This is a genomic window from Bacillus luti, from assembly GCF_001884105.1.
GTDB lineage: Bacteria > Bacillota > Bacilli > Bacillales > Bacillaceae_G > Bacillus_A > Bacillus_A luti.
Genome location: NZ_MACI01000094.1, coordinates 124335 through 147815 on the forward strand (window position 1 = coordinate 124335; position 23481 = coordinate 147815).

The window sequence follows — 23481 nt, forward strand, 5'->3', positions numbered from 1 at the left end:
AAACGAAACATGGATGAGCGCGTACAAGAAAGGATATGTAAGAAAATAGGCGAATTGTTACGAATGTTGTAGTGTGAAGATCGTAATTTCAGGTTTTGACATAAATCTAAATGGAACACGAGTTCTCCCTAAGCCGCGATTGACATAGAGAGTTAAATCTTGAATTGCATAGAAACCTTCAATATGGTGTTCTGCAAGCGCCGGGGTAATAATAGCGCCTAGAAAAGGAATTTGTACTTGTCCACCATGACTATGACCAGACAGTTGTAAGTTGATTGGATATGTTGCGATTTGCGGCGCGATATCGGGTTCATGAACAAGAACAATATTATAAATATTTTGCCGAGCATGCTGCAAAGTTTCCGCTATTTTTGGTTTACCCAGTAGTATATCATCAAGCCCCAAAATAGAAATTTCACTATTATCAAGTAAACGAATTCGTTTTTCTTTATTTTGCAATAGTTCAAATCCAGATTCACGCATGATGTGATCGTAGTACTCAGTTCCATATCCACCGTGATCGTGATTTCCATAAATAGCAAATTTACCGAAAGGGGCTTTTATATTTTTTAAAAGGGCTGCAACGAAAGGAGTATCAGTATACGTTTGATAATTATCAATGAGATCACCAGTAAAAAGGACAATATCTGGATTTTCAGCATTAATTTTAGAAACGATTTGAGATAAATGTTGGAGAGAGAAATAGTATCCGAGATGTAAATCGCTAAATTGAAGAATTTTCATGCCATGAAAACTTTTTGGTATGAGCTGTGATGTAAGTGTGTGCCGTGTGAAAGAGAGCCAGTGGGGCTCTATATATTTAGCATAATAGTATCCGATACTAGCGCTTATAAATGAATATAGACAAGTGCGTATTCCGGTTTTTAAAAAATTTCTTCTTGTAATTGGCTTCATAAAAATATGAGTACACCTATTTGACTTATATTCTGTGTTTTCGTTTCGTATACAGGCTACTCAAATCTCCTTTCAGTTTTTTAAAAATATATTTTATCTAATAAAAAAGTAGTATAGATTACGGAAAAAAATGAATGAAAAGAAACCTCTTTACGTTAAAATATCAGAAAACTTTAAAAATATAAAGATTTCTATCAAATAAAGTGATAAAATGAATGTGTATTCATTTTTGGGAGGGGATGTATGTGAAAGAAAAGGTAGTTATTATAACAGGTGGATCTAGTGGAATGGGAAAAGGAATGGCAACTCGTTTTGCAAAAGAAGGGGCACGAGTTGTTATTACAGGGCGTACAAAGGAAAAATTAGAGGAAACAAAGTTAGAAATTGAACAGTTTCCGGGGCAAGTATTACCTGTGCAAATGGATGTGAGAAATATTGATGACATTCAGAAAATGATTGAACATATTGATGAGAAGTTTGGTCGAATTGACATTTTAATAAATAATGCAGCTGGAAACTTTATTTGTCCAGCAGAAGATCTATCTGTGAATGGCTGGAATGCGGTCATTAATATTGTGTTAAATGGCACATTTTATTGTAGTCAATCTGTCGGGAAGTATTGGATTGAGAAAGGCATAAAAGGCAATATCATTAATATGGTAGCAACATATGCATGGGATGCAGGTCCAGGAGTTATTCATTCAGCTGCAGCGAAGGCTGGCGTATTAGCAATGACGAAAACACTTGCGGTCGAGTGGGGACGTAAATATGGAATACGAGTTAATGCTATCGCGCCAGGACCGATTGAGCGTACGGGCGGTGCCGATAAATTATGGATTTCAGAAGAAATGGCTAAGCGAACACTACAAAGTGTTCCACTTGGAAGACTAGGTACGCCAGAAGAGATTGCAGGTCTAGCTTATTATTTATGTTCAGATGAAGCTGCGTACATAAATGGTACTTGTATGACAATGGATGGAGGACAACACTTGCATCAATATCCATTTTAAAAGGGATGACTAAATGAATGTTTGATTCATCTTTTTGTATTTAAATGTGACAAAAATGTGACATGTGAAAGAAAGGTGTTTACAAGAGGTCATATATACGGTATATTTAAGACCTCTTTTTTCTTCATAGTAGAATTGCTAATTCCCCTTAGCATTTTACCCCTCTAATCCCTTCAGGAAAACTGAAGGGATTTTTTATTATTTTTCCGTAAATATCGTGTTATAATTTTTGAAAAGTAAAGGGAGGGAAGCACGTTGATAGATGCATTAGATGTAATGAGTAACTTGGATAAAGTCCTTCCTTATTATCAAGCTATTTTTAGTGCTGATGAGCATACAGTAATTGGATATGAAGTAGTAGGACGTATTCAAACAGAAGAGGGTATACAAAGTTTAGCGTCTTTCTTTCATGATGATTCTATTCCAGGCGAGTTTCAGCTGGAAGCAGATAATATCATAGTAGAGAAAGCTTTGGATCGTTATTTGGAAAGCGATCAACAATTATTATTATTTATACATCGGAATGCTAACGTATTAATGAATGATGAGGATGAAAGTTTACTTCAACTTTTATTAATGTATGAAAAGCAAGGTTTAAATTTGAAACGCATTGTTTTAGAGATTACAGAACATGAATGTAAAGAAGATATAGAGCAATTTAATCATTTGCTTATGTATTATCGTACATATGGTATTCAAATTTCGATAAATAAGGTCGGAACGGGTACAAGTAATTTAGAACGGATTAGCGTATTAGCACCGGATATTTTAAAAGTAGATTTAACAAACTTGAGGCAAACTGCACTTTTACAATCTTATCAAGATATTTTATATTCTTTATCATTACTCGCTAGAAGAATTGGTGCGACATTGTTATATGAAGAAATAGATGCTTTTTATCAATTACAATATGCTTGGAAAAACGGAGGTAGATATTACCAAGGTGATTATTTGAAAGAATGTTTACCTGATTTTATTGAAACGAATGTTTTAAAAGAGCGACTTGGTAATGAATGCCATCAGTTTATTCAACATGAGAAGAAGAAGCTGCAAAAAATTTATAATTTAACAGAGATGTTACGTGATCGAATTGGTGATGTTCTATCTAAACAAAAAAAGAATGAAGATATAAATGATTGGTTATTACAATTTAGCCAAAGCGTGTCACAGTGTAGTTTCCGTATATTTATTTGTAATGAAGATGGTTTTCAACAATCAGGTAATGTGATGAAAAAAGATGGAGAATGGATTGTGATGCCAGAGTATTACATGAAGAACTGGAGTTGGCGCCCGTATTTTCTAGAGAATATTATGAAAATGCGTTTTGAGAATAAGGCAAGGCTCTCGGATTTATATGCCGATATCGAAACCGGTGAAATGGTACGAACATTCTCATTCCCAATTGATGATGAAAACTTTTTATTTATAGATTTATCGTATGAATATTTATATGAAGAGGATGTTTTGTTTTAATGCACGAAGAAATTCGTGCATTTTTTTGTTTGTTTTTATCAGAAATTGGTAATAGTGAAAATGGTGATGAAAATGCTGTCTATCGTTGTAAAGATTTTACGAACGAAACCATCCCTTTCTTTGCATAATCATTGTTACAATGAATACTACAAAGACAAGTTTTTTTAAAAGGAAGGTGAAAAAATGAGGAAATATGGAATATGGTTTGTTCTATTTGTATGTGTTGCTTTTCTAGTTGGTTATAGTGTGACAACCGTATTAGGAAAAGAGGAGTTGAAAGTTGATCGGAAAGAAGTGTTTACGACGATACAAAAAGGTTATGAGACCCAATTTTCAATTCGTGGGAAGCATTTGCCTGTGAACAAGATGATAGAGACATTATCACCGTATTTTACAGATAATTTCCTTCAAGTATTTACAGATGAAAATAGTAGAAGTGAAAAGCAAAGTGGCGAATATTTACTTCCAGCAAAAGAAGCGCCGTTTTCTTTTAATTCAGAAACGAAAATGTCATATGATGAAGAACACAAAAATTTATACGTATATGAGCGGGCGAAAAGTGGTCAATACCAAATCGTAACATTGCAAAGAGATCAAGGGAAATGGAAACTAGCAGGATATCATGAAAGTCAGGAACTTTTAACTGAAATAAAAAGGCTACAGCAATTATAAAAATAGGAATAGGTATTTACCTATTCCTATTCTATATTGAGTAGCTGTTGTAATTTTTCGATTTGAAACCCTGCAACAACTTCCCCGTCAATTACAACTGTTGGAGTTGAATAGGAGTCATAGTCGTATAAAAGGCGGTCGCGAGCAGCAGCGTCTTTTTTTACGTTGAATTCTTCATATGCAACGTTGTTATGCTTTAAAAATTCTTTCACAATGACACATGGCGGACAATCAGGTTGTGTGTAAACCTCAATTTTTTTCATTGTAATTCCTCCTTTTTTCTGTTTTTTATTATATTCTTCCAGTATAAAAATCGCAATAAAGAAGGGAAAATATGTTCTTTCTGTTTTTTCCTTCGAATTTCGACAAATTTTTAGTTGAGTTTCTGGCCAATAACCTTTATCCTAGAGTGTGGAACATTTTTTCTGTTATGACGGATAGAATGAGTATAGCTGTAAAACCTATTGGTAGGAAGATCAGAGAAAGGAGAGATTTCATGTCTCTACTCCAAGGAATTTTAACTCGACTTGTTAGTCTACAAGAACAAGCTGAAAGCGGTGAAGTAGCACAACGCTATTTTGAAGTGAACGGTGAGCGCAAATGTAGCGTGAAATTTTTCGATAAAAGTGAAATGTATGAGTTAGAAGTGTATCAACAAGGTGAAAAACCTCAAGTGTATCAATTCGATAATATCGACATGGTTGCAATTGAGATTTACGATATCATTTCTTGATACATATAAAAAAGGTACTGCCATAAGGCAGTACCTTTTTTAGTTCTAATACTTTCCGGCATATATGTATAGGAATTTTTCATTTATCCTACAATGGTAATAAAGTGAAAATTTAATTGGTGGGGGTGTTTATTATCCGCTCATTATTAAGCTACACAAATCAGGAGTCCTACCACCCACAAATAGCTTGATAAAAATAATTAGGAGGTGTGTTATGTGGAACGTTTACCAGTTGTGATTTGTCCTAATTGCCACAATTCTGCTGAGATTATTCATGTATTAACAGCTCAATCTAATCAAAATGTAATTTATACGTGCCAAGTATGTCATTGTGTAATTCGGAATATTGAAACGAATAAAGGATAGGGAGTTATAATTTTTGTTTTTGTCCCATACAATGAGAATACGAAAAGTCTGTCTAATTGAAAGGACGTGACTATGTGGACGGTGAACATACATTTTATAATGTTTCAGAGAGACATTTGAATTTTGATATGGTCTTTAACCGTATTTGTAGTTTCATTGAAAGGGATCCACGAAATTTATATCGATTATCCATTGGGACAGACTCACAAGCACATCAAAAGGATACAAGATTTATTACGGCAATTCATATTCATCGTGTTGGAAAAGGAGCTTGGGGTTGCTTACACCATAAATCAGTAAAAGATAAACCAGCAACTTTACGTGAGAAAATATATTTAGAAACGCAGTTTAGTCAAGAAATTGCATGCCTATTTACTCCTAATCACATACAAACAATATGGGATTTATTGCATCCGCACGCGCAAGATGGGGCAGGGTTTATAATGGAAATTCATTTAGACATCGGGAATGATGGTTTAACAAAAGAATTTATTTTAGATATGACAGCGAAAATTCAAGCGATGGGATTGACTGCAAAAATTAAGCCGGATGCTTATGCGGCGTTTAGTTATGCCAATCGATATACGAAATAATTTCTATATATTTTCGATTTTTATATGTCTTTTACTAAAAACTGAATATTACATCTATTAAATAGGCTAGAAATTTTATATAATGAAAGTAACGATGCGAGTATAAGGAGAGGGGCATATGCAAAAGGAGTTTGTTTTAACGAAAGAAGAAGAAAATTTGTTATTAGATATTCTATTTCAGCAAAATTATGCGAGTGAAATTTTAGCTGTGGAACTTACAGATATTGAGAGTGGTTTGAAAAAGACAGATGTGACGCAATATAAAAAAATCACAAGGCTATTTTACAGATTAAAAAATAAAGGGTATTAAGCGCTACCGAAATGGTAGTCTTTTTTTTGTGTTGTATGCTAAAATAGCCGTGTAATTGTATTTTTATTGAAATAAAGCTAAGGACAAAATAATAATATGAAAACGCTGTCATAAAATATGAATAGAGTCGGTGAATATAAGCAGGAAAAAGGGAAAATGGGGGATGTAACATGATAAGTATTCCGAAAGATGAGTTTCAACAAATTCTTGTGAAGGATTTAATGATTTCATCAGAAAAAGTAGCACATGTCCAAATTGGGAATGGTTTAGAGCATGCTTTACTTGTTCTTGTGAAATCTGGATATTCGGCGATACCTGTTTTAGACCCAATGTATAAACTGCATGGGTTGATTAGTACTGCTATGATTTTAGACGGTATGTTAGGATTAGAGCGCATTGAGTTTGAAAGACTTGATGATATGAAAGTAGAACAAGTGATGAAGGAAGATATTCCAGTTCTTAAGTTAGAAGATTCATTTGCAAAAGCTTTAGAAATGACAATTGATCATCCTTTTATTTGCGCTGTCAATGAAGATGGCTATTTTGAAGGGATTTTAACACGCCGGGCTATTTTGAAATTGTTGAATAAAAAAGTGAGACAACATAATCGATAACATGAGAAAAGTGACTTCATAGAAACAGAGAAGTCACTTTTTTTCGTGCATATCGGTTGTGTATGTATTATATTTAAAAGGATAAAAAACATAAGAAAAGTTAGGGCGGAAAAATTGTTTTTCGGTATAAAAGTATTTAGTTAAATTAAGATGAAAAGCTTATTGAAATAAGGTGTATGGAAGCTAAGGAAAGAGGGAGAAAGTTGCAAATTGATGATTTTCAAATGATGGTTGTGTTAGCTCAGGAATCAAATATGAGAAAAGCGGCGGAACGTTTATTTGTTTCCCAACCTGCGCTTAGTCAACGATTACAATCTATGGAGAAACAATGGGGAATGAAGTTTTTTATTCGCTCACAAAAAGGATTGACAATTACACCTGAAGGGGAAAAAGTCGCAAATTATGCAAAGGAAATGTTGCAAAGGGAAGAGGATATTAAAAGCGAGCTTGCTGTTTTTAGAACAGAAACTCACGGAACGTTAAAAATAGCTGTTGCATCAGTTATTGGTCAATATTGGCTCCCTCCTGTTTTGAAAAAATTTGTGCATAAATATCCTTCTGTGAAGATATCGCTGTTTACTGGCTGGAGTAGTGAAGTGCAAAAGCAATTTTATGAAGGTGACGTTCATGTTGCTATATTAAGGGGATCGCAGGAGTATAAAGGACAAAAGACACAATTATTTGAAGATGAATTATATTTAGTCGACAAAGAAATAAAAGATATTTCGATGTTGAAAGAAACAAATAGACCATTTATTCAATTTAAAAGTGATTCGACTTATTATGGACAAATACAAAATTGGTGGTATGGACTATTTTCTAATCCACCTAAGCGAACAATTGTAGTTGACCAAATTGAGACGTGCAAACAACTTGTTTTAAATGGTATAGGTTATGCTCTATTACCTTCTACTGTTTTAAAAGAAGTACAGGAAAATATGTATAAAACACCTGTTCAATTAACGAGAGAAACATGGTTATTAACGAGTGAATCGGCAAGACAGTTGAAGCAAGTACAAGCATTTTTAGAAATTATAGAAGAAATTCAAATGGAAAAATAGGATTATTATCTTGCTACTCGCTCTATCGTTTGGTAGAGTAACAGTATAAATGGATTTAGGAGGCAACAAGAATGAAAATGATGGACGCTAACGAAATTATTTCGTTTATTCAAAAAAGTGAAAAGAAAACTCCTGTAAAGGTATACATAAAAGGGGATTTAAAAGAAGTAACATTCCCTGAAACAGTACAAGCATTTGTAAATAAAAAATCCGGTGTATTATTTGGAGAATGGTCTGAAATTAAGACAATTCTTGATGAAAATAACAAGCACATTGTAGACTATGTTGTTGAAAATGACCGTCGCAATTCTGCAATTCCAATGCTTGATTTAAAAGGTATTAAAGCTCGTATTGAGCCAGGCGCGATCATTCGTGATCACGTTGAAATCGGCGACAACGCTGTTATTATGATGAATGCAACAATTAACATCGGTGCTGTAATTGGTGAAGGTTCTATGATCGACATGAACGCAGTACTTGGTGGACGTGCAACTGTCGGTAAAAATTGTCACGTAGGTGCAGGTGCTGTACTTGCAGGTGTAATTGAGCCACCTTCTGCAAAACCAGTTATCGTTGAAGATGATGTTGTAATTGGTGCAAACGTTGTTGTATTAGAAGGAGTTACAGTAGGTAAGGGTGCAGTTGTAGCAGCAGGAGCTGTTGTAACAGAAGATGTACCTCCATATACAGTTGTTGCAGGTACTCCAGCACGTGTAATTAAAGAAATTGATGAGAAGACAAAAGCAAAAACTGAAATTAAACAAGAACTTCGTCAATTAAACCCAGAGAAATAAAAACAAAAAAAGCGTAAGAGCATAAACGGGCTCTTACGCTTTTTATAGATAGAGGTGCAAAAATGACAAAGAGCAAATTCGTCCAAATTCGTAGAGATTTACATAAAATACCGGAGATTGGATTTAAAGAGTGGAAAACACAACAGTATATTTTAGATTATATAGGAACGCTTTCGGATGAATATGTAGAAGTAAAAGTATGGAAAACGGGTGTCATTGTTAAAGTAAATGGGAAAAATCCAGAAAAAATTATAGGCTATCGTGCAGATATAGACGGTTTACCAATTACTGAGGAAACTGGATATGAGTTTGCTTCTGTTCATGATGGAATGATGCATGCATGTGGGCATGATTTGCATACAACAATCGGTTTAGGACTTCTAACAGCAGCTGTAACGGAAAGAATAGATGATGACCTTGTATTCCTATTCCAGCCGGCAGAAGAAGGTCCAGGGGGTGCTCTCCCTATGTTAGAAAGTGAAGAGTTAAGGGAATGGAAACCGAATATTATTCTTGGCCTTCATATTGCACCTGAATACGCTGTAGGAACAATTGCTACAAAAGAAGGGCTGTTGTTTGCAAATACATCTGAGTTATATGTGGATTTAAAAGGGAAAGGTGGACATGCGGCTTATCCGCATACTGCAAATGATATGATTGTTGCAGCAAGTCACCTTGTTACACAGCTTCAATCCGTTATTAGTCGTAATGTGAATCCTCTTGATAGTGCGGTAATTACAATTGGGAAAATAACAGGCGGTACAGTTCAAAATATTATAGCAGAAAAGTCTCGGTTAGAAGGAACGATCCGAACGTTATCAGTGGAATCAATGAGTCGTGTTAAAAGTAGGATTGAGGCAATTGTTGCAGGTATAGAAGCTTCCTTCCAATGTGAAGCGGTTATTGACTACGGAGCGATGTATCATCAAGTGTATAATCACGAAGAGTTAACAAGGGAGTTTATGCAATTTGTACGTGAACAAACGGATATGAATGTTATTACATGTACTGAGGCAATGACAGGTGAAGATTTTGGTTATATGCTTCAAGAGATTCCTGGATTCATGTTTTGGCTTGGGGTAAATTCAGAATATGGTTTACATCACGCGAAATTAAAACCAGATGAAGAAGCGATTGAAAAGGCGATTGTGTGTATAGACCAATATGTAAAGTGGAAAGGGAATAGAAATTAACTCCCACCTTTTTAGGGGACAAAGGCACTTTTGTTATAAGGTGTAAGCACAGCTTATATAGAGTGATTTTAGACATTAGCATACAAAATGAAGGAATGAAAATTCTTTCTTAAAAAGTTTAATTGGTTGTCTTAATAATGAGCAGGGTGAGCCGCTGCTCATTATTAATTATTGCTAATAGGAAAGAGAATTATTTAACTAACTTATATATGTTTACTTTTACTATGAAAAATGTGTAAAATCAATGTGAAACATAGAAAAAAGGGTGGGGAATTACGTGCAAATTAGCAGTGCAATTTTATGTTTTGTCTTATATGCATACGTTATTATTGCGGCGGTTTATTTTGGGATAAGTTTTTATGCCTACCGTTTAGTAGATAATAATGAATATGACGAAACATATAAATGGGTGAAGAGGTATTTATCACCTGTACTAGAAATTATGAATGGGTTTGTGCTCTTTTTATTTATTGGATTAATTGCTTTCTCAACGAGTTTAGTAGGGAATAAAACTACGCTATTTGTATTAGGGATTATTATTTTTATGTTGTTAGGAATCCGGATTGGTAATACAGTGTTTTGGAATGAAAGAAAAATAGATGGTTGGACGGGAATGTTAATCCCGTGTATGCTAGCTGCAATCGTGACGAATATAGAACATGAGTATTATCAATTACACTTTTGGCTTATTATCGTTTTAACAATTCTTTCTGTTTTGTACATAAGTACAGTAGTATTAACATACATTGCACATGAAAAAGGAGATGTTAAAGGGACTCGTTTCTTTAGAGGACGGGCATTATTTTGGAGTGTGCCAACGATGGCTGTTATAGGAATTATTGCGATACTAGTAAATGGATATCAATTTTCTGATTGGCAAATGTTTTTAGAAAATTGGTGGATTTTTATCGTTTCATTTATTGCTTTTTTAGGTGCAACGCATTATTTATTCCATCAACATCATTACAAATGGGCGCTGTTATTTGCATTTACACAGCTTCTATTCGCTTTTTTCGGCCAAGAAACATTATTATTCGTTTTTGAAACATTTAGTTCATTTGGAAATATATTTGTATTTGGCATGTTGCTTGTTGGTATTTCCTTTTATTTACAACAATATTTTTATATGCAAAAACAAAAATAGGAACTATCTACAGGTTTTTGTGGCGCATATAAAGTATGCTACAATGAAAATACATAGTACTTGAAGTTATTGGAGGAATTCCTGTGAGTGAGAAAGAAAAAGAATTTGCTGTCATTGGACTTGGGCGTTTTGGTGGAAGTATTTGTCGGGAACTAGCTCAATTAGGTATGGAAGTAATGGCAATTGATTCAGATGAGGATAAAATTAATGAGTTTGCAAATATAGCCTCGCATGCTGTAATTGCAGATTCAACAGATGAGATGGTATTAAAAAGCCTTGGTATTCGTAATTTTGATCATGTAGTCGTTGCTATTGGAGATAATTTAAATTCAAGTATTTTAACAACATTGATTTTGAAAGAGTTAGGTGTAAAAAATATTACTGTAAAAGCTCAAAATGATTATCATGAAAAAGTGTTAAGTAAAATAGGTGCCGACCACATAGTGCATCCAGAGCGTGATATGGGAAAAAGGATTGCTAATAATATTGCATCAAGTAATGTATTAGACTATCTTGAACTTTCCGATGAGCATAGTATTGTAGAAATCATTGCAAATAAAAAAATTGATGGTCATTCTTTAATTGAATTAGATATTCGTGCGAAGTTTGGATTGAATATTGTAGCAATTAAACGTGGTAAAGAAGTTATTGTATCTCCTCGAGCTACGGAAAATATTCAAGCGGGAGATATATTAATTGTAATTGGTCATGACGATGAAGTAGATCGTTTTAAACATTTTTTAAGATAAATGAAAAGGACAATACCATGAAGGTATTGTCCTTTTTCTTATATTTCCATAATGATTGGTAAAATCATTGGGCGACGTTTCGTTTTCTCATATAGGAATGGTGCCAATGTGTCTGTAATTTCATTTTTAATTTCAGACCATTGTGTTGTTTTACGTTCCATTACTTTTTCTAAATGAGTTGTAATTAATGTTTGAGCGTCGTTGATTAAATCACTGCTTTCGCGCATATAAACGAAACCACGTGAAATGATATCAGGTCCGGCTGCAACTTTAAATTCTTTCATATCAATGCTTACAACTACAATAACAAGCCCTTCTTCAGAAAGGATACGACGATCGCGTAATACGATATTACCGATATCTCCAATACCATTTCCATCGATATAAACAGAGCCAGATGGTATTTTACCAGCTACGCTTGCTTCATCTGAACGTAAGGCAAGAACATCTCCATTATCCATGATGAAACAGTTCTCTTCTGGAATACCGCAATCATTCGCTAATTTCATATGCATACGTTGCATACGATATTCACCATGAATTGGCATGAAATACTTCGGTTTAATTAGACGTAGCATTAGTTTTTGCTCTTCTTGTCCGCCGTGTCCACTCGTATGAATGTTTGACAGCTTACCATGAATTACGTCAGCACCAGCGCGATACAACATGTTAATTGTACGGCTTACACTAATTGTATTACCAGGGATTGGTGAAGAAGAGAAAACAACTGTATCGCCAGGAATAATTTGAATTTGACGATGTGTACCATTAGCGATACGTGAAAGTGCTGCCATTGGCTCACCTTGACTACCTGTACATAAAATAACAACTTTATTAGCTGGTAGTCGGTTTAATTGAGCTGTATCTATAAATGTATCTTTCGGACAGCGAATATAACCGAGATTTTGTCCGATTTCAATCGCTGCTTCCATACTGCGACCAAATACAGCCACTTTCCGATTGTTTTCAACAGCAGCTTCAACAACTTGTTGCAAGCGATGGATATTTGATGCAAAGGTTGCGAAGATAATACGACCTTCTACTTTGCGGAAAATATCTTGAATACTATCACCAACGCGGCGCTCAGACATAGTAAAGTTTGGAACTTCACTATTTGTACTGTCGGATAAGAGACAAAGTACACCGTCTTTTCCGATTTCAGCCATCTTTGTTAAGTCCGCAGGTTCACCGACTGGTGTGAAATCAAATTTGAAATCACCAGTATGAACAACTTGTCCTTGAGGTGTTTTCACAACAACTCCGTACGAATCTGGGATACTGTGAGTTGTACGGAAGAAGGAAACAGATGTCTTTTTAAATTTAATAACATCATCTTCTTGAATTTCATAAAGTTTTGCTTTACGAAGTAATCCGTGCTCTTCTAATTTGTTTTTGATTAGTGCAATTGCTAATTTTCCGCCATAAATCGGAATGTTCACTTGACGTAATAAGTAAGGAATACCACCGATATGATCTTCGTGACCATGTGTAATGAATAATCCTTTAATTTTATCTTCGTTTCGCACAAAATAAGTGTAATCTGGTATTACATAATCGATTCCGAGGAGTTCGTCTTCTGGAAACTTAATTCCAGCGTCAATAATAATAATTTCATCTTGAAATTGAACAGCATATGTATTTTTACCGATTTCACCAAGTCCACCTAAAGCAAAAACGGCAGCTTGATCATTCTTTAGAAATTTCATATGACTATACGATTTCCGCTAATGTTAAATCAGCGTTTTCCTTTTCATATTCAAGATGAGCACCAGTAACAGACTGAACGAACTCGATATTATATGCGAACTTATTTAATTTTTTACGAACATCCTTCTCAGACGTAGCCTCTAAATATAAAACTTTTGTATTTTCACGTACTGGAACCTCAGTCATTTTTTCTTGATAAAATACTTTAAAAATCATTTGGAAAACCTCTCCTTGTCTATGTTTTGCATTATCTGTTACTTATTATAAAGCAAACAGTCACGATTTTCATGTTTTTTCGAATGAGAATGAAGAAAAAGCCCGAAATGGGCACAATTTAAGCGATTGTCTTTTTGCGGACTAGATCATTTAAATAACGCTTGAGCTTTTTCTTCAGCTTCTTCAGCATGATTACTCCTTCCTTCCCTTATTTTAAACATGCATATTACTAGTAAAAACTCCGTCTCTGACATAAGAAAGAGAACAAAAGTTAATTGTGAATCTTGTCCTTTCTCATACAGTGAAAAGTATTCTATAGTAACGATTAGTAGCCGCTAGTTATAGGTATAGTATGAGAAAGAATAGAAAAGAAAATTCATACGAACAAGTATCACATTTTTACTAATATATATATGCAGGTTTCATTAATAAGGTTAGAAAGTGAACGCTTTCTTCACAGATGTTTAATATGTTATACTTTTTTTTGGAATTTGAAAAGTGATAATCAAAATAGGAGTATAGAGTGCCAGAAAGGATTTTGACAAATGAATGATAAAATTGTCTTTTTTGATATTGATGGAACATTATTAGATCACGATAAAAAAATACCGCAATCTACACGAGATGCAGTAAGACAGTTACAAGAAAAAGGTGTGCATGTAGCAATTGCAACAGGGCGTGCGCCATTTATGTTTGAAGATATTCGCAAGGAACTCAATATACATAATTATGTTAGTTTTAATGGTCAGTATGTTGTATTTGAAGATGAAGTAATATTTAATAATCCGTTACATTCAGCTGCCTTGCATAAGTTTACTCAGTTTGCAAAAGAAGAAGGGTATCCACTCGTATATCTTGATCATCAAGATATGAGAGCATCAGTGGAATATCATGATTATGTGAAAGAAGGATTCGGAAGCTTAAATTTTGAGCATCCAGCATATGAACCGGATTTTTATGAGAAACGTAATATTTATCAAACACTTCTTTTCTGCGAAGTAAATGAAGAGGAAAAGTTTATTAATCAGTACCCAGATTTTCATTTTATTCGTTGGCATGCGTATTCAATGGATATTATTCCAAATGGTGGTTCTAAGGCAAAAGGAATTGAGAAATTTATTGAGAAATTAGGGTTTAACCGTGAACAAGTGTATGCATTTGGAGATGGATTAAATGATTTGGAAATGATTGAAGCAGTTGGGACAGGTATTGTGATGGGAAATGGTCATGAAGATCTGAAAAAACTTGCGAATTATGTAACAAAGGATGTTAGTGAAGACGGTATATATCATGGATTAAAATGGGCTGAATTGCTATAAGTGAATATGGAACCCATTTCATACAATAAAAAGGCGGAAGTTTAACTTCCGCCTTTTTATCCTGCTATTTGCGGCCAGAAAGACTCCCACCTAAAAATTCGGTACGTGCTAATAATCAGAGTGGATGGACACCTCTCTCTGATTAAAGTTTCACCTTAATTATTATCGCTCCAAAGGTTTGGATTCATCGGGAGCGGCAAATGGATTCTCTTTATTAATATGGTCATAGAACATAACCCCATTTAAATGGTCGATTTCATGCTGGAATACGATTGCTGGCAAACCTTTTAAACGTAATTTAACTTCTTCTCCGTTAATAGATGTTGCTTTCACTGTAATCCTTGTGTAACGAGGGACATAGCCTGGTACGTCGCGGTCTACAGAAAGACAGCCTTCCCCATTTTGTAAATATGTACGTTCAACAGAATGACTAATAATTTTTGGGTTAAATAATGCATGGCTATATAACGTGCCGTTCGTATCAGTTACATGAACCGCAATCATTTTCTTTGAAATCCCGATTTGCGGAGCTGCTAATCCGATTCCAGGGCGTAGACTATATTTTTCAGCCATTTCAGGATCTTGGCTATTTATTACAAATTCAATCATTTCTTTAAGGGTATTTGTATCTTCTTCGCTCGCTGGTATTACTACCTCTTCTGCAACGTTTCGTAAAATAGGGTCTCCCTCGCGAATGACATCTTTCATTGTAAGCATATGTAATCTCTCCTTTCCCCTTTAGTCTACCAAAGGAGCTGAAAAAAGTCATCGACAAGTAGGGGAAGCGTTTTGGAAAGCGTTCTGCTATAGAATATGTATGTAATACAAAGAAAAGACGGCAAAGCCGTCTGTTTCTTTCCATAGTTGTTTCATTTTACATTAGCGAATGCAAGCAGCACCAACGATAATTAAAAGAATAAACAACACAACGATTAAGGCGAAGCCGCGTCCAGACCCGCCACAAGAACCGCCATAACCGTAGGAAGGATATGAACAAGTTGGATAGCAATATGAGTATCCGTACATGAGATGACCTCCTTTATCATTTCCCGCTAATACTGCGGTTACTATAATGTATGGAGGGAAGAGTAGAAATGTATGGGTAATTACCTATAAAAGGAAGAAGAGTTTGTATATTTTTGCTAAGAAGAGAGAAAAACTAAAGAGAATTAAATCGTTTACATATTATTCTAAGAGAAAAAACAAGTTAAAAAGGGAATAATATAACAGTAGGTTAATGCTTACTAATACAGATGTGAAAAATAAAAACACGTTTGTGTAGAAGAGACCTGCAGATTATTTATAAAAAAACGTATTCAAAGTAATTGACATCGTAATTAGAATAGTTGTAAACTAAAAAACGTGATCAAGATTGTATTAATATGTTTCTGAAAAAACATTAGTACAGATTGTTAGGTACACAAAATTATTCTCAACCGACAAATAAATTTGTTGGTTTACATTGTTGCGTTTTCAGTCTAGCCAATAGATAGTGAAAGCGTTTCAGAATATGGTTCAAGAGAGGAAGAGGTGAACGGAATGGGTACTAAAACAAAAAAGACCCTATTTAATGTTGATGAGCAAATGAAAGCTATCGCAGCTCAATTTGAAACATTACAAATTTTAAATGAAAAAGGCGAAGTTGTGAATGAAGCAGCTATGCCTGAATTATCTGATGATCAATTAAAAGAATTAATGCGCCGTATGGTGTATACTCGCGTACTAGATCAACGTTCTATTTCTTTAAACCGTCAAGGACGTTTAGGTTTCTACGCACCAACAGCTGGACAAGAGGCTTCTCAATTAGCAAGTCATTTCGCACTTGAAGCAGAAGATTTCATCTTACCAGGATATCGTGATGTGCCACAATTAGTATGGCACGGTTTACCATTATACCAAGCATTCTTATTCTCTCGTGGACATTTCATGGGTAACCAAATGCCTGAGAACGTAAATGCACTTGCTCCACAAATCATCATCGGTGCGCAAATCATCCAAACTGCTGGTGTTGCGTTAGGTATGAAACTACGTGGTAAAAAATCTGTTGCAATTACTTACACTGGTGACGGTGGTGCTTCACAAGGTGACTTCTACGAAGGTATGAACTTCGCAGGTGCTTTCAAAGCTCCAGCGATCTTCGTTGTACAAAACAACCGTTATGCAATCTCTACTCCAGTAGAAAAGCAATCTGCAGCTAAAACTGTAGCACAAAAAGCAGTAGCAGCAGGTATTTACGGAATTCAAGTAGACGGTATGGATCCATTAGCTGTATACGCAGCAACTGCTTTCGCTCGTGAGCGTGCAGTAAACGGCGAAGGCCCTACTTTAATCGAGACTTTAACATTCCGTTACGGTCCACATACAATGGCTGGTGATGACCCAACTCGTTACCGTACAAAAGATATCGAGAACGAATGGGAACAAAAAGATCCAATCGTACGCTTCCGTGCATTCTTAGAAAACAAAGGCTTATGGTCTCAAGAAGTTGAAGAGAAAGTAATCGAAGAAGCGAAAGAAGATATCAAACAAGCAATTGCTAAGGCTGACCAAGCTCCAAAACAAAAAGTTACTGATTTAATGGAAATCATGTACGAAAAAATGCCTTACAACTTAGCTGAACAATATGAAATTTACAAAGAAAAGGAGTCGAAGTAAGCCATGGCTCAAATGACAATGATTCAAGCAATCACTGATGCTTTACGCGTTGAAATGAAAAATGACCCTAACGTACTTGTGTTTGGTGAAGACGTTGGTGTAAACGGCGGTGTATTCCGTGCTACTGAAGGTTTACAAGCTGAATTTGGTGAAGATCGTGTAATGGATACTCCACTTGCAGAGTCTGGTATTGGTGGACTTGCAGTTGGACTTGCATTAGAAGGTTTCCGTCCAGTTCCAGAAATCCAATTCTTCGGTTTCGTTTTTGAAGTAATGGATTCAATTTCTGGCCAATTAGCTCGTATGCGTTACCGTTCTGGTGGACGTTGGACTGCTCCAGTAACAGTTCGTTCTCCATTCGGTGGCGGTGTTCATACTCCTGAACTACATGCTGATAGCTTAGAAGGATTAGTGGCTCAACAACCTGGTCTAAAAGTTGTTATTCCATCTACTCCATACGATGCAAAAGGTCTTTTAATCTCTGCGATTCGTGACAACGATCCAGTTATCTACTTAGAGCATATGAAATTGTACCGTTCATTCCGTCAAGATGTACCAGAAGGCGAATACACAATTGATTTAGGTAAAGCTGATATCAAACGTGAAGGTACAGATGTATCTGTTATCGCTTACGGTGCTATGGTTCACGCTGCATTAAAAGCTGCTGAAGAACTTGAAAAAGAAGGTATCTCTTTAGAGGTTGTTGACTTACGTACAGTTCAACCATTAGATATCGAAACAATCATCGCTTCTGTTGAAAAAACAGGCCGCGTAGTTGTAGTTCAAGAAGCACAAAAACAAGCTGGTATTGCAGCTAACGTTGTAGCGGAAATTAACGACCGTGCAATCTTAAACTTAGAAGCTCCAGTTGTACGTGTTGCAGCTGCTGATACAGTATTCCCATTCTCTCAAGCTGAGAGCGTATGGTTACCAAACCACAAAGATATTGTTGAAGCTGTTAACAAAGTAATGAACTTCTAATTTTTAGCTTTTCATGTGCAAAAGAAATCAGCACATGCTGGTTTCTTTTGTACATATTCCATAATAATGAAATGAATCAGGGGGCTGAATTCCGTGGCATTTGAATTTAAACTACCAGATATCGGTGAAGGTATCCACGAAGGTGAAATCGTAAAATGGTTTATTAAACCAGGCGATGAAGTAAACGAAGACGATGTACTTCTTGAAGTACAAAATGATAAAGCAGTAGTAGAAATCCCTTCTCCTGTTAAAGGTAAAGTACTTGAAGTACTTGTAGAAGAAGGAACAGTTGCAATTGTAGGAGATACATTAATTAAATTTGATGCTCCTGGATATGAAAACCTTAAATTTAAAGGTGACGATCATGATGAAGCTCCAAAAGCTGAAGAAGCAGCAGTAGAAGCTCCAGCAGCGGAAGCTACTCCAGCAGCAACTGCAGAAGTAGTAAATGAGCGCGTAATCGCTATGCCATCTGTTCGTAAATATGCTCGTGAAAACGGCGTAGACATTCATAAAGTAGCTGGTTCTGGTAAGAACGGCCGTATCGTTAAAGCTGACATCGATGCATTTGCAAATGGTGGACAAGCAGTAGCAGCAACTGAGGCTCCAGCAGCAGTAGAAGCTACTCCAGCAGCAGCGAAAGAAGAAGCACCAAAAGCACAACCAATCCCAGCTGGTGAATATCCAGAAACTCGTGAGAAAATGAGTGGTATCCGTAAAGCGATTGCAAAAGCAATGGTTAACTCTAAGCATACAGCTCCTCACGTAACATTAATGGATGAAGTTGATGTAACTGAGCTTGTTGCTCACCGTAAGAAGTTCAAAGCTGTTGCAGCTGACAAAGGTATTAAATTAACTTACCTTCCATACGTTGTTAAAGCTTTAACATCTGCATTACGTGAATACCCAATGTTAAACACTTCTTTAGACGATGCATCTCAAGAAGTAGTTCATAAACATTACTTCAACATCGGTATCGCAGCTGATACAGACAAAGGTCTATTAGTACCAGTTGTTAAAGATACAGATCGCAAGTCTATCTTCACTATTTCTAACGAGATTAATGATCTTGCTGGTAAAGCACGTGACGGTCGTTTAGCTCCGGCTGAAATGAAAGGTGCTTCTTGCACAATTACAAACATTGGTTCTGCAGGTGGACAATGGTTCACTCCAGTTATCAACCACCCAGAAGTAGCAATCCTTGGTATCGGCCGTATCGCTGAGAAGCCAGTTGTGAAAAACGGTGAAATCGTTGCAGCTCCAGTATTAGCATTATCTCTAAGCTTTGACCATCGTTTAATTGACGGCGCAACTGCTCAAAAAGCATTAAACCAAATTAAACGTCTATTGAATGACCCACAATTATTAGTAATGGAGGCGTAATAACAATGGTAGTAGGAGATTTCCCAATTGAATTAGATACAGTCGTTGTTGGTGCAGGTCCTGGTGGATACGTTGCGGCAATTCGTGCAGCACAATTAGGTCAAAAGGTAGCAATCATCGAAAAAGCTAACCTTGGTGGCGTATGCTTAAACGTTGGATGTATTCCTTCAAAAGCGTTAATCAATGCAGGTCATCGTTATGAGAATGCAATGCATTCTGATGACATGGGTATCACTGCAGAGAACGTAAAAGTTGACTTTACAAAAGTTCAAGAATGGAAAAACGGCGTAGTTAAGAAATTAACTGGCGGTGTTGAAGGCCTTCTTAAAGGTAACAAAGTTGAAATCATTCGCGGTGAAGCTTACTTCGTAGATGCTAACACTTTACGCGTAATGACTGAAGATGCAGCTCAAACTTACACGTTTAAAAATGCTGTTCTTGCAACTGGTTCTACACCAATCGAAATTCCAGGATTCAAATACTCTAAACGTGTTATCAACTCTACAGGCGCTTTAAGCTTACCTGAAATTCCTAAAAAACTTGTTGTAATCGGCGGCGGTTACATCGGTATGGAATTAGGAACTGCATATGCTAACTTCGGTACAGAAGTTACTGTAGTAGAAGCTGGTGACGAAATCTTAGCTGGTTTCGAAAAAGCTATGAGCTCTGTTGTTAAACGTGCTCTTCAAAAGAAAGGTAACGTAAATATCCATACAAAAGCTATGGCTAAAGGCGTTGAAGAAACAGAAACTGGCGTAAAAGTTAGCTTTGAAGTTAAAGGTGAAATCCAAACTGTAGAAGCAGATTACGTATTAGTAACTGTAGGTCGTCGTCCAAACACTCAAGAAATCGGTCTTGAGCAAGTTGGAGTTAAAATGACTGACCGCGGCATCATCGAAATTGATGAGCAATGTCGTACAAACGTACCAAACATCTATGCAATCGGTGATATCGTTCCTGGACCACCATTAGCTCACAAAGCTTCTTACGAAGGTAAAGTAGCTGTTGAAGCAATTAGTGGCCATGCATCAGCAATCGATTACATCGGAATTCCTGCAGTATGCTTCACTGATCCAGAATTAGCATCTGTTGGTTACACTAAGAAACAAGCAGAAGAAGCAGGAATGACAGTAGCTGTATCTAAGTTCCCATTCGCTGCAAACGGTCGTGCGTTATCATTAAACAGCACTGACGGTTTCCTACAACTTGTAACACGTAAAGAAGACGGTCTTCTTGTAGGTGCTCAAGTTGCAGGTGCAGGCGCTTCTGATATTATCTCTGAGATTGGTTTAGCTATCGAAGCTGGAATGACAGCAGAAGATATCGCTCAAACAATCCACGCTCACCCAACATTAGGTGAGATCACAATGGAAGCAGCTGAAGTTGCTCTTGGAATGCCAATTCACATTGTAAAATAAATAATGAAAAAAAGCGTCTCTTAAATTTTAGAGACGCTTTTTTATTTTCTATTTTAAATGGATATATTTCTTTACTTGCACTAGTGTTCTTGCAACGAAATAGAACAATAGCGGCATTTAGTTCTTTAAGAGCCTTTATAAGGTTATTAATTTCTGCAAAACGTAGATTAATAAAAGTGTTTGTTTGAATTCTTGTACGAATAAAGGATAAGTTGCATTTACATAAGAATCTTTAATAATGACAACATGCAGTTTGTTTTGCATATAAATAGTTATGAGCCTAACAAATACTAGAAGAATAGAGAATAAAAGTCTTAAATAATTGATACACATAGAAGCATATTTTGAAATATAGAGAGGATCAGGCTGAATTATATAATAGAAGGGATATATGAGGAGGTAACGCTATGAAAACTACGCTAGTTTCATTTTTGCACCTAGTTTTATGGAGTGGATTTTCAGCAGTGTTATTATTATCAAGTCGTGATAAACTTCATTATAAAATTTTTCTTTTTCTCATATTTGTTTACTTAGCGTATGTAATAGCGTATTTCATACTAAGTGCAAGGAGAAAAGCGATATTTCTTACTTGCACAAATAGTATGGTTTTTTTAATCATTTATTTTTGTTTTTAAATTAACGTTTATAGAAATACATTGTTCTTCCATTAAATAATTGTAACTCTCCTTCTAATTTCTTCGCTAGAAAACGACTAAATTCATTTGCTTTACCTTTATCGCCAAATGTTGCTGTAGTAGGTAAAGAAATTTGAATGAAAGACTGCTCTTTTTCTATTCCAATTCCTACATAAATCGAATCATATCGATCGTGACTCGATTGGAGTTTTAACGTTGTCATTGATGTATCTAATATTTCATAAGGAAAAGCTGTATTTGTATAAGCATAATTAATTTGATCGCCAGTCCTGGCAGTGACGGTTTTATAGTTATCAAAAAGGTGTTTTACATCCTCTATTGAAACAGATTGTTGATTGGAATTAGGTACAAGCGTAATAAAGGCATGTTGCATATAAGTTCCCCCTAATTTAGTAGAATACTATCATTCTACATCATACTGAATTTTTTGACAATTAAAAGGAGTATTACTTTTTTTGTTTAATATAGTATGAGATAGGATAGGTGATCTAGAAAGGTGGAAGCCGATGTTTGAAAAATTGTATGATGAGCATGAAAGTGTGAAGGTACGATTTTTGGGGTTTATGACACATGATACGCGTTATGATTTTGGGGTTATTTATACAAATATGTTTTTTGGGAAGCCACTCATTGTTTGTATGCAGACGGGAAGGTCTACTTTGCTTGGACAAGATGATGTGGAGAATGTTCAATATATGCAGGAAATTTTTAAGTTAGGGTCGGAAGAGGAAGCGATGGAGTTAGCTCAGTTTTTCAAATTTCTTGTTCCGTCTACTTCTTTACATGCGGAGTATGAAGAATAATTAACGAGAAACAGTCGTACGTATGATTATGGCTGTTTTTTTGTTTGAATATCGCATACTAATTAAATTTTAAAATATTTAATGTGTTATACTAAAAACCTATTGACGTAAAAAGTATAACATATTAAAATAAAGACAGAAAGTTAAGCGGTTACAAAAAGTTTTTGGGATTATAAACTTAGGGGGAAATGGAAAATGGGAACAATCGTATGTCAAGATTGTGAAGGTACAATTGCACACTTCGAGGATGAGAAAGTAACGGTACTTTACGGGAAATGTGGATCTTGCGGATGTGATCACACAGAGCATACAAAAGCCCAATAATTGATAAGAAATGGACAGCTAAAAGTTTTTAGGACCATAAACTTAGGGGGAAATGAAACATGGGAACAATCGTATGTCAAGTATGCGAAGGAACAATCGCGCATTTTGAAGATGAGAAAACGACAGTACTTTATGGGAAATGTGGTACAAATTGTGATTGTGCTAGTAGAGATAACGCGAAAGCTTAATGATAAATAAGTAGATTACTAATAAAACTCAGGGGGAAATGAAACATGGGAACAATCGTATGCCAAGTATGTGAAGGAACAATTGCACATTTTGAAGATGAAAAATCAACAGTATTATATGGGAAATGTGGATCTCATTGCGAGTGTAACCATAAAGAACATAAAAAAGCTTAATAATAAGAAAGAGCGCCTACATATGTAGGC

31 protein-coding genes are annotated in these 23481 nt (G+C 35.6%); 24 read left to right on the forward strand and 7 right to left on the reverse strand.

The genetic code is table 11. The features are described 5' to 3' along the window. Positions 1-57 precede the first annotated feature (57 nt). A complete protein-coding gene (locus tag BAQ48_RS24630; protein ID WP_071713162.1) occupies positions 58-915 on the reverse strand; it encodes a metallophosphoesterase in 858 nt (285 codons plus the stop codon). Between the two features lie 245 nt (positions 916-1160). Here BAQ48_RS24630 and fadH point away from each other — a divergent pair, with 245 nt between their 5' ends. The 4 genes from fadH (at position 1161) to BAQ48_RS24645 (ending at position 4070) form a co-directional block, all read left to right on the forward strand. Then, positions 1161-1925, forward strand: a complete 765-nt coding sequence (gene fadH / locus BAQ48_RS24635; protein ID WP_000660911.1) for a 2,4-dienoyl-CoA reductase — start codon at positions 1161-1163, stop codon at positions 1923-1925. A 255-nt stretch (positions 1926-2180) separates the two neighbouring features. Beyond that, on the forward strand, positions 2181-3398 hold the full coding sequence (locus BAQ48_RS24640; protein ID WP_071713163.1) for an EAL domain-containing protein: 1218 nt from the start codon (positions 2181-2183) through the stop codon (positions 3396-3398). After that, on the forward strand, positions 3398-3526 hold the full coding sequence (locus BAQ48_RS28055) for a hypothetical protein (protein WP_000544074.1): 129 nt from the start codon (positions 3398-3400) through the stop codon (positions 3524-3526). The genes BAQ48_RS24640 and BAQ48_RS28055 overlap by 1 nt, the downstream gene beginning before the upstream one ends. Positions 3527-3581: 55 nt before the next feature. Then, the gene (locus BAQ48_RS24645) at positions 3582-4070 is read left to right on the forward strand and encodes a DUF3993 domain-containing protein (RefSeq protein WP_001233799.1); all 489 of its coding nucleotides are present in this window, start codon (positions 3582-3584) and stop codon (positions 4068-4070) included. A gap of 26 nt (positions 4071-4096) precedes the next feature. Here BAQ48_RS24645 and BAQ48_RS24650 read toward each other — a convergent pair whose 3' ends face one another. Then, positions 4097-4333: a glutaredoxin family protein gene (locus BAQ48_RS24650; protein WP_000717876.1), complete on the reverse strand. Its 237-nt coding sequence runs from the start codon at positions 4331-4333 to the stop codon at positions 4097-4099. Positions 4334-4566: 233 nt separating this feature from the next. Here BAQ48_RS24650 and BAQ48_RS24655 point away from each other — a divergent pair, with 233 nt between their 5' ends. The 10 genes from BAQ48_RS24655 to BAQ48_RS24700 all read left to right on the forward strand — a co-directional run bounded on the left by BAQ48_RS24655 (position 4567) and on the right by BAQ48_RS24700 (position 11627). Continuing rightward, a complete protein-coding gene (locus BAQ48_RS24655; protein ID WP_000055151.1) occupies positions 4567-4803 on the forward strand; it encodes a YkuJ family protein in 237 nt (78 codons plus the stop codon). A 216-nt stretch (positions 4804-5019) separates the two neighbouring features. Continuing rightward, positions 5020-5169: a hypothetical protein gene (locus BAQ48_RS28060; RefSeq protein ID WP_000440535.1), complete on the forward strand. Its 150-nt coding sequence runs from the start codon at positions 5020-5022 to the stop codon at positions 5167-5169. A 74-nt stretch (positions 5170-5243) separates the two neighbouring features. Next, positions 5244-5762 (forward strand): ribonuclease H-like YkuK family protein, encoded by a 519-nt coding sequence (locus BAQ48_RS24665; RefSeq protein WP_000348523.1) that lies wholly within the window; start codon positions 5244-5246, stop codon positions 5760-5762. 118 nt (positions 5763-5880) lie between these two features. Continuing rightward, positions 5881-6072: an antirepressor AbbA gene (gene abbA, locus BAQ48_RS24670; protein WP_071713164.1), complete on the forward strand. Its 192-nt coding sequence runs from the start codon at positions 5881-5883 to the stop codon at positions 6070-6072. Positions 6073-6242: 170 nt separating this feature from the next. Next, a complete protein-coding gene (gene cbpB, locus BAQ48_RS24675) occupies positions 6243-6686 on the forward strand; it encodes a cyclic-di-AMP-binding protein CbpB (protein WP_000623574.1) in 444 nt (147 codons plus the stop codon). Between the two features lie 176 nt (positions 6687-6862). Beyond that, complete coding sequence (locus BAQ48_RS24680) at positions 6863-7747, forward strand: LysR family transcriptional regulator (protein ID WP_002019148.1); 885 nt, start codon at positions 6863-6865, stop codon at positions 7745-7747. Positions 7748-7818: 71 nt separating this feature from the next. Then, positions 7819-8541: a 2,3,4,5-tetrahydropyridine-2,6-dicarboxylate N-acetyltransferase gene (gene dapD / locus BAQ48_RS24685; protein WP_000783241.1), complete on the forward strand. Its 723-nt coding sequence runs from the start codon at positions 7819-7821 to the stop codon at positions 8539-8541. A 62-nt stretch (positions 8542-8603) separates the two neighbouring features. After that, entirely contained in the window at positions 8604-9734 is a 1131-nt protein-coding gene (locus BAQ48_RS24690; protein WP_071713165.1) for an N-acetyldiaminopimelate deacetylase, read from the forward strand. Positions 9735-10011: 277 nt separating this feature from the next. Next, a complete protein-coding gene (locus BAQ48_RS24695; RefSeq protein WP_071713166.1) occupies positions 10012-10878 on the forward strand; it encodes a cytochrome C oxidase assembly protein in 867 nt (288 codons plus the stop codon). A gap of 83 nt (positions 10879-10961) precedes the next feature. Further along, positions 10962-11627, forward strand: coding sequence for a potassium channel family protein (locus BAQ48_RS24700; protein WP_001290442.1), 666 nt, complete (start codon positions 10962-10964; stop codon positions 11625-11627). Between the two features lie 38 nt (positions 11628-11665). Here BAQ48_RS24700 and rnjA read toward each other — a convergent pair whose 3' ends face one another. Then, a complete protein-coding gene (gene rnjA / locus BAQ48_RS24705; RefSeq protein WP_000670370.1) occupies positions 11666-13333 on the reverse strand; it encodes a ribonuclease J1 in 1668 nt (555 codons plus the stop codon). Positions 13334-13337: 4 nt separating this feature from the next. After that, positions 13338-13550, reverse strand: a complete 213-nt coding sequence (locus BAQ48_RS24710; protein WP_000576441.1) for a DNA-dependent RNA polymerase subunit epsilon — start codon at positions 13548-13550, stop codon at positions 13338-13340. Positions 13551-14095: 545 nt separating this feature from the next. Here BAQ48_RS24710 and BAQ48_RS24720 point away from each other — a divergent pair. Further along, positions 14096-14869, forward strand: a complete 774-nt coding sequence (locus BAQ48_RS24720; protein WP_000998287.1) for a Cof-type HAD-IIB family hydrolase — start codon at positions 14096-14098, stop codon at positions 14867-14869. A gap of 162 nt (positions 14870-15031) precedes the next feature. Here BAQ48_RS24720 and def read toward each other — a convergent pair whose 3' ends face one another. Continuing rightward, entirely contained in the window at positions 15032-15586 is a 555-nt protein-coding gene (def, locus tag BAQ48_RS24725; RefSeq protein ID WP_071713167.1) for a peptide deformylase, read from the reverse strand. Positions 15587-15748: 162 nt separating this feature from the next. Next, a complete protein-coding gene (locus tag BAQ48_RS24730) occupies positions 15749-15895 on the reverse strand; it encodes a YjcZ family sporulation protein (protein WP_000274562.1) in 147 nt (48 codons plus the stop codon). Positions 15896-16408: 513 nt separating this feature from the next. On the opposite strand from BAQ48_RS24730, the gene pdhA reads away from it, so the two are divergent. From pdhA to BAQ48_RS24755, 5 genes are all read left to right on the forward strand, one after another. Continuing rightward, a complete protein-coding gene (pdhA, locus tag BAQ48_RS24735) occupies positions 16409-17524 on the forward strand; it encodes a pyruvate dehydrogenase E1 component subunit alpha (RefSeq protein ID WP_000536893.1) in 1116 nt (371 codons plus the stop codon). Positions 17525-17527: 3 nt separating this feature from the next. Further along, entirely contained in the window at positions 17528-18505 is a 978-nt protein-coding gene (gene pdhB, locus BAQ48_RS24740) for a pyruvate dehydrogenase complex E1 component subunit beta (protein WP_000068163.1), read from the forward strand. Between the two features lie 93 nt (positions 18506-18598). Beyond that, positions 18599-19888, forward strand: a complete 1290-nt coding sequence (gene pdhC / locus BAQ48_RS24745; protein WP_071713168.1) for a pyruvate dehydrogenase complex dihydrolipoyllysine-residue acetyltransferase — start codon at positions 18599-18601, stop codon at positions 19886-19888. A 5-nt stretch (positions 19889-19893) separates the two neighbouring features. Further along, positions 19894-21306, forward strand: coding sequence for a dihydrolipoyl dehydrogenase (lpdA, locus tag BAQ48_RS24750; RefSeq protein WP_061678278.1), 1413 nt, complete (start codon positions 19894-19896; stop codon positions 21304-21306). A gap of 407 nt (positions 21307-21713) precedes the next feature. Further along, a complete protein-coding gene (locus BAQ48_RS24755; RefSeq protein WP_000858996.1) occupies positions 21714-21941 on the forward strand; it encodes a hypothetical protein in 228 nt (75 codons plus the stop codon). A gap of 1 nt (position 21942) precedes the next feature. Here the strand turns inward: BAQ48_RS24755 and BAQ48_RS24760 are convergent, their stop codons facing one another. After that, positions 21943-22335 carry a DUF1885 family protein gene (locus tag BAQ48_RS24760; protein ID WP_001163320.1) on the reverse strand — a complete coding sequence of 131 codons (393 nt, stop codon included), beginning with the start codon at positions 22333-22335 and terminating at the stop codon, positions 21943-21945. 133 nt (positions 22336-22468) lie between these two features. Here BAQ48_RS24760 and BAQ48_RS24765 point away from each other — a divergent pair, with 133 nt between their 5' ends. The 4 genes from BAQ48_RS24765 (at position 22469) to BAQ48_RS24780 (ending at position 23451) form a co-directional block, all read left to right on the forward strand. Beyond that, complete coding sequence (locus BAQ48_RS24765) at positions 22469-22765, forward strand: DUF3055 domain-containing protein (protein WP_000462035.1); 297 nt, start codon at positions 22469-22471, stop codon at positions 22763-22765. A gap of 195 nt (positions 22766-22960) precedes the next feature. After that, positions 22961-23089: a GapA-binding peptide SR1P gene (locus tag BAQ48_RS24770; protein ID WP_000536778.1), complete on the forward strand. Its 129-nt coding sequence runs from the start codon at positions 22961-22963 to the stop codon at positions 23087-23089. A gap of 59 nt (positions 23090-23148) precedes the next feature. Beyond that, positions 23149-23277, forward strand: a complete 129-nt coding sequence (locus BAQ48_RS24775) for a GapA-binding peptide SR1P (protein ID WP_000536789.1) — start codon at positions 23149-23151, stop codon at positions 23275-23277. Positions 23278-23322: 45 nt separating this feature from the next. Continuing rightward, entirely contained in the window at positions 23323-23451 is a 129-nt protein-coding gene (locus BAQ48_RS24780; protein WP_000536786.1) for a GapA-binding peptide SR1P, read from the forward strand. Positions 23452-23481 lie beyond the last annotated feature (30 nt).

Coding starts and splice junctions, on each gene's coding strand:
- rnjA (WP_000670370.1), bottom strand. CDS start 13,333: ATGAAATTTCTAAAGAATGATCAAGCTGCCGTTTTTGCTTTAGGTGGA.
- BAQ48_RS24770 (WP_000536778.1), top strand. CDS start 22,961: ATGGGAACAATCGTATGTCAAGATTGTGAAGGTACAATTGCACACTTC.
- BAQ48_RS24655 (WP_000055151.1), top strand. CDS start 4,567: ATGTCTCTACTCCAAGGAATTTTAACTCGACTTGTTAGTCTACAAGAA.
- pdhA (WP_000536893.1), top strand. CDS start 16,409: ATGGGTACTAAAACAAAAAAGACCCTATTTAATGTTGATGAGCAAATG.
- dapD (WP_000783241.1), top strand. CDS start 7,819: ATGAAAATGATGGACGCTAACGAAATTATTTCGTTTATTCAAAAAAGT.
- BAQ48_RS24650 (WP_000717876.1), bottom strand. CDS start 4,333: ATGAAAAAAATTGAGGTTTACACACAACCTGATTGTCCGCCATGTGTC.
- BAQ48_RS24680 (WP_002019148.1), top strand. CDS start 6,863: ATGGAAGCTAAGGAAAGAGGGAGAAAGTTGCAAATTGATGATTTTCAA.
- BAQ48_RS24760 (WP_001163320.1), bottom strand. CDS start 22,335: ATGCAACATGCCTTTATTACGCTTGTACCTAATTCCAATCAACAATCT.
- BAQ48_RS24765 (WP_000462035.1), top strand. CDS start 22,469: ATGTTTGAAAAATTGTATGATGAGCATGAAAGTGTGAAGGTACGATTT.
- cbpB (WP_000623574.1), top strand. CDS start 6,243: ATGATAAGTATTCCGAAAGATGAGTTTCAACAAATTCTTGTGAAGGAT.
- abbA (WP_071713164.1), top strand. CDS start 5,881: ATGCAAAAGGAGTTTGTTTTAACGAAAGAAGAAGAAAATTTGTTATTA.
- BAQ48_RS24710 (WP_000576441.1), bottom strand. CDS start 13,550: ATGATTTTTAAAGTATTTTATCAAGAAAAAATGACTGAGGTTCCAGTA.
- BAQ48_RS24730 (WP_000274562.1), bottom strand. CDS start 15,895: ATGTACGGATACTCATATTGCTATCCAACTTGTTCATATCCTTCCTAC.
- BAQ48_RS24720 (WP_000998287.1), top strand. CDS start 14,096: ATGAATGATAAAATTGTCTTTTTTGATATTGATGGAACATTATTAGAT.
- def (WP_071713167.1), bottom strand. CDS start 15,586: ATGCTTACAATGAAAGATGTCATTCGCGAGGGAGACCCTATTTTACGA.
- BAQ48_RS24645 (WP_001233799.1), top strand. CDS start 3,582: ATGAGGAAATATGGAATATGGTTTGTTCTATTTGTATGTGTTGCTTTT.
- BAQ48_RS28055 (WP_000544074.1), top strand. CDS start 3,398: ATGCACGAAGAAATTCGTGCATTTTTTTGTTTGTTTTTATCAGAAATT.
- BAQ48_RS24775 (WP_000536789.1), top strand. CDS start 23,149: ATGGGAACAATCGTATGTCAAGTATGCGAAGGAACAATCGCGCATTTT.
- BAQ48_RS24755 (WP_000858996.1), top strand. CDS start 21,714: ATGAAAACTACGCTAGTTTCATTTTTGCACCTAGTTTTATGGAGTGGA.
- pdhB (WP_000068163.1), top strand. CDS start 17,528: ATGGCTCAAATGACAATGATTCAAGCAATCACTGATGCTTTACGCGTT.
- lpdA (WP_061678278.1), top strand. CDS start 19,894: ATGGTAGTAGGAGATTTCCCAATTGAATTAGATACAGTCGTTGTTGGT.
- BAQ48_RS24630 (WP_071713162.1), bottom strand. CDS start 915: ATGAAGCCAATTACAAGAAGAAATTTTTTAAAAACCGGAATACGCACT.
- BAQ48_RS24690 (WP_071713165.1), top strand. CDS start 8,604: ATGACAAAGAGCAAATTCGTCCAAATTCGTAGAGATTTACATAAAATA.
- BAQ48_RS24780 (WP_000536786.1), top strand. CDS start 23,323: ATGGGAACAATCGTATGCCAAGTATGTGAAGGAACAATTGCACATTTT.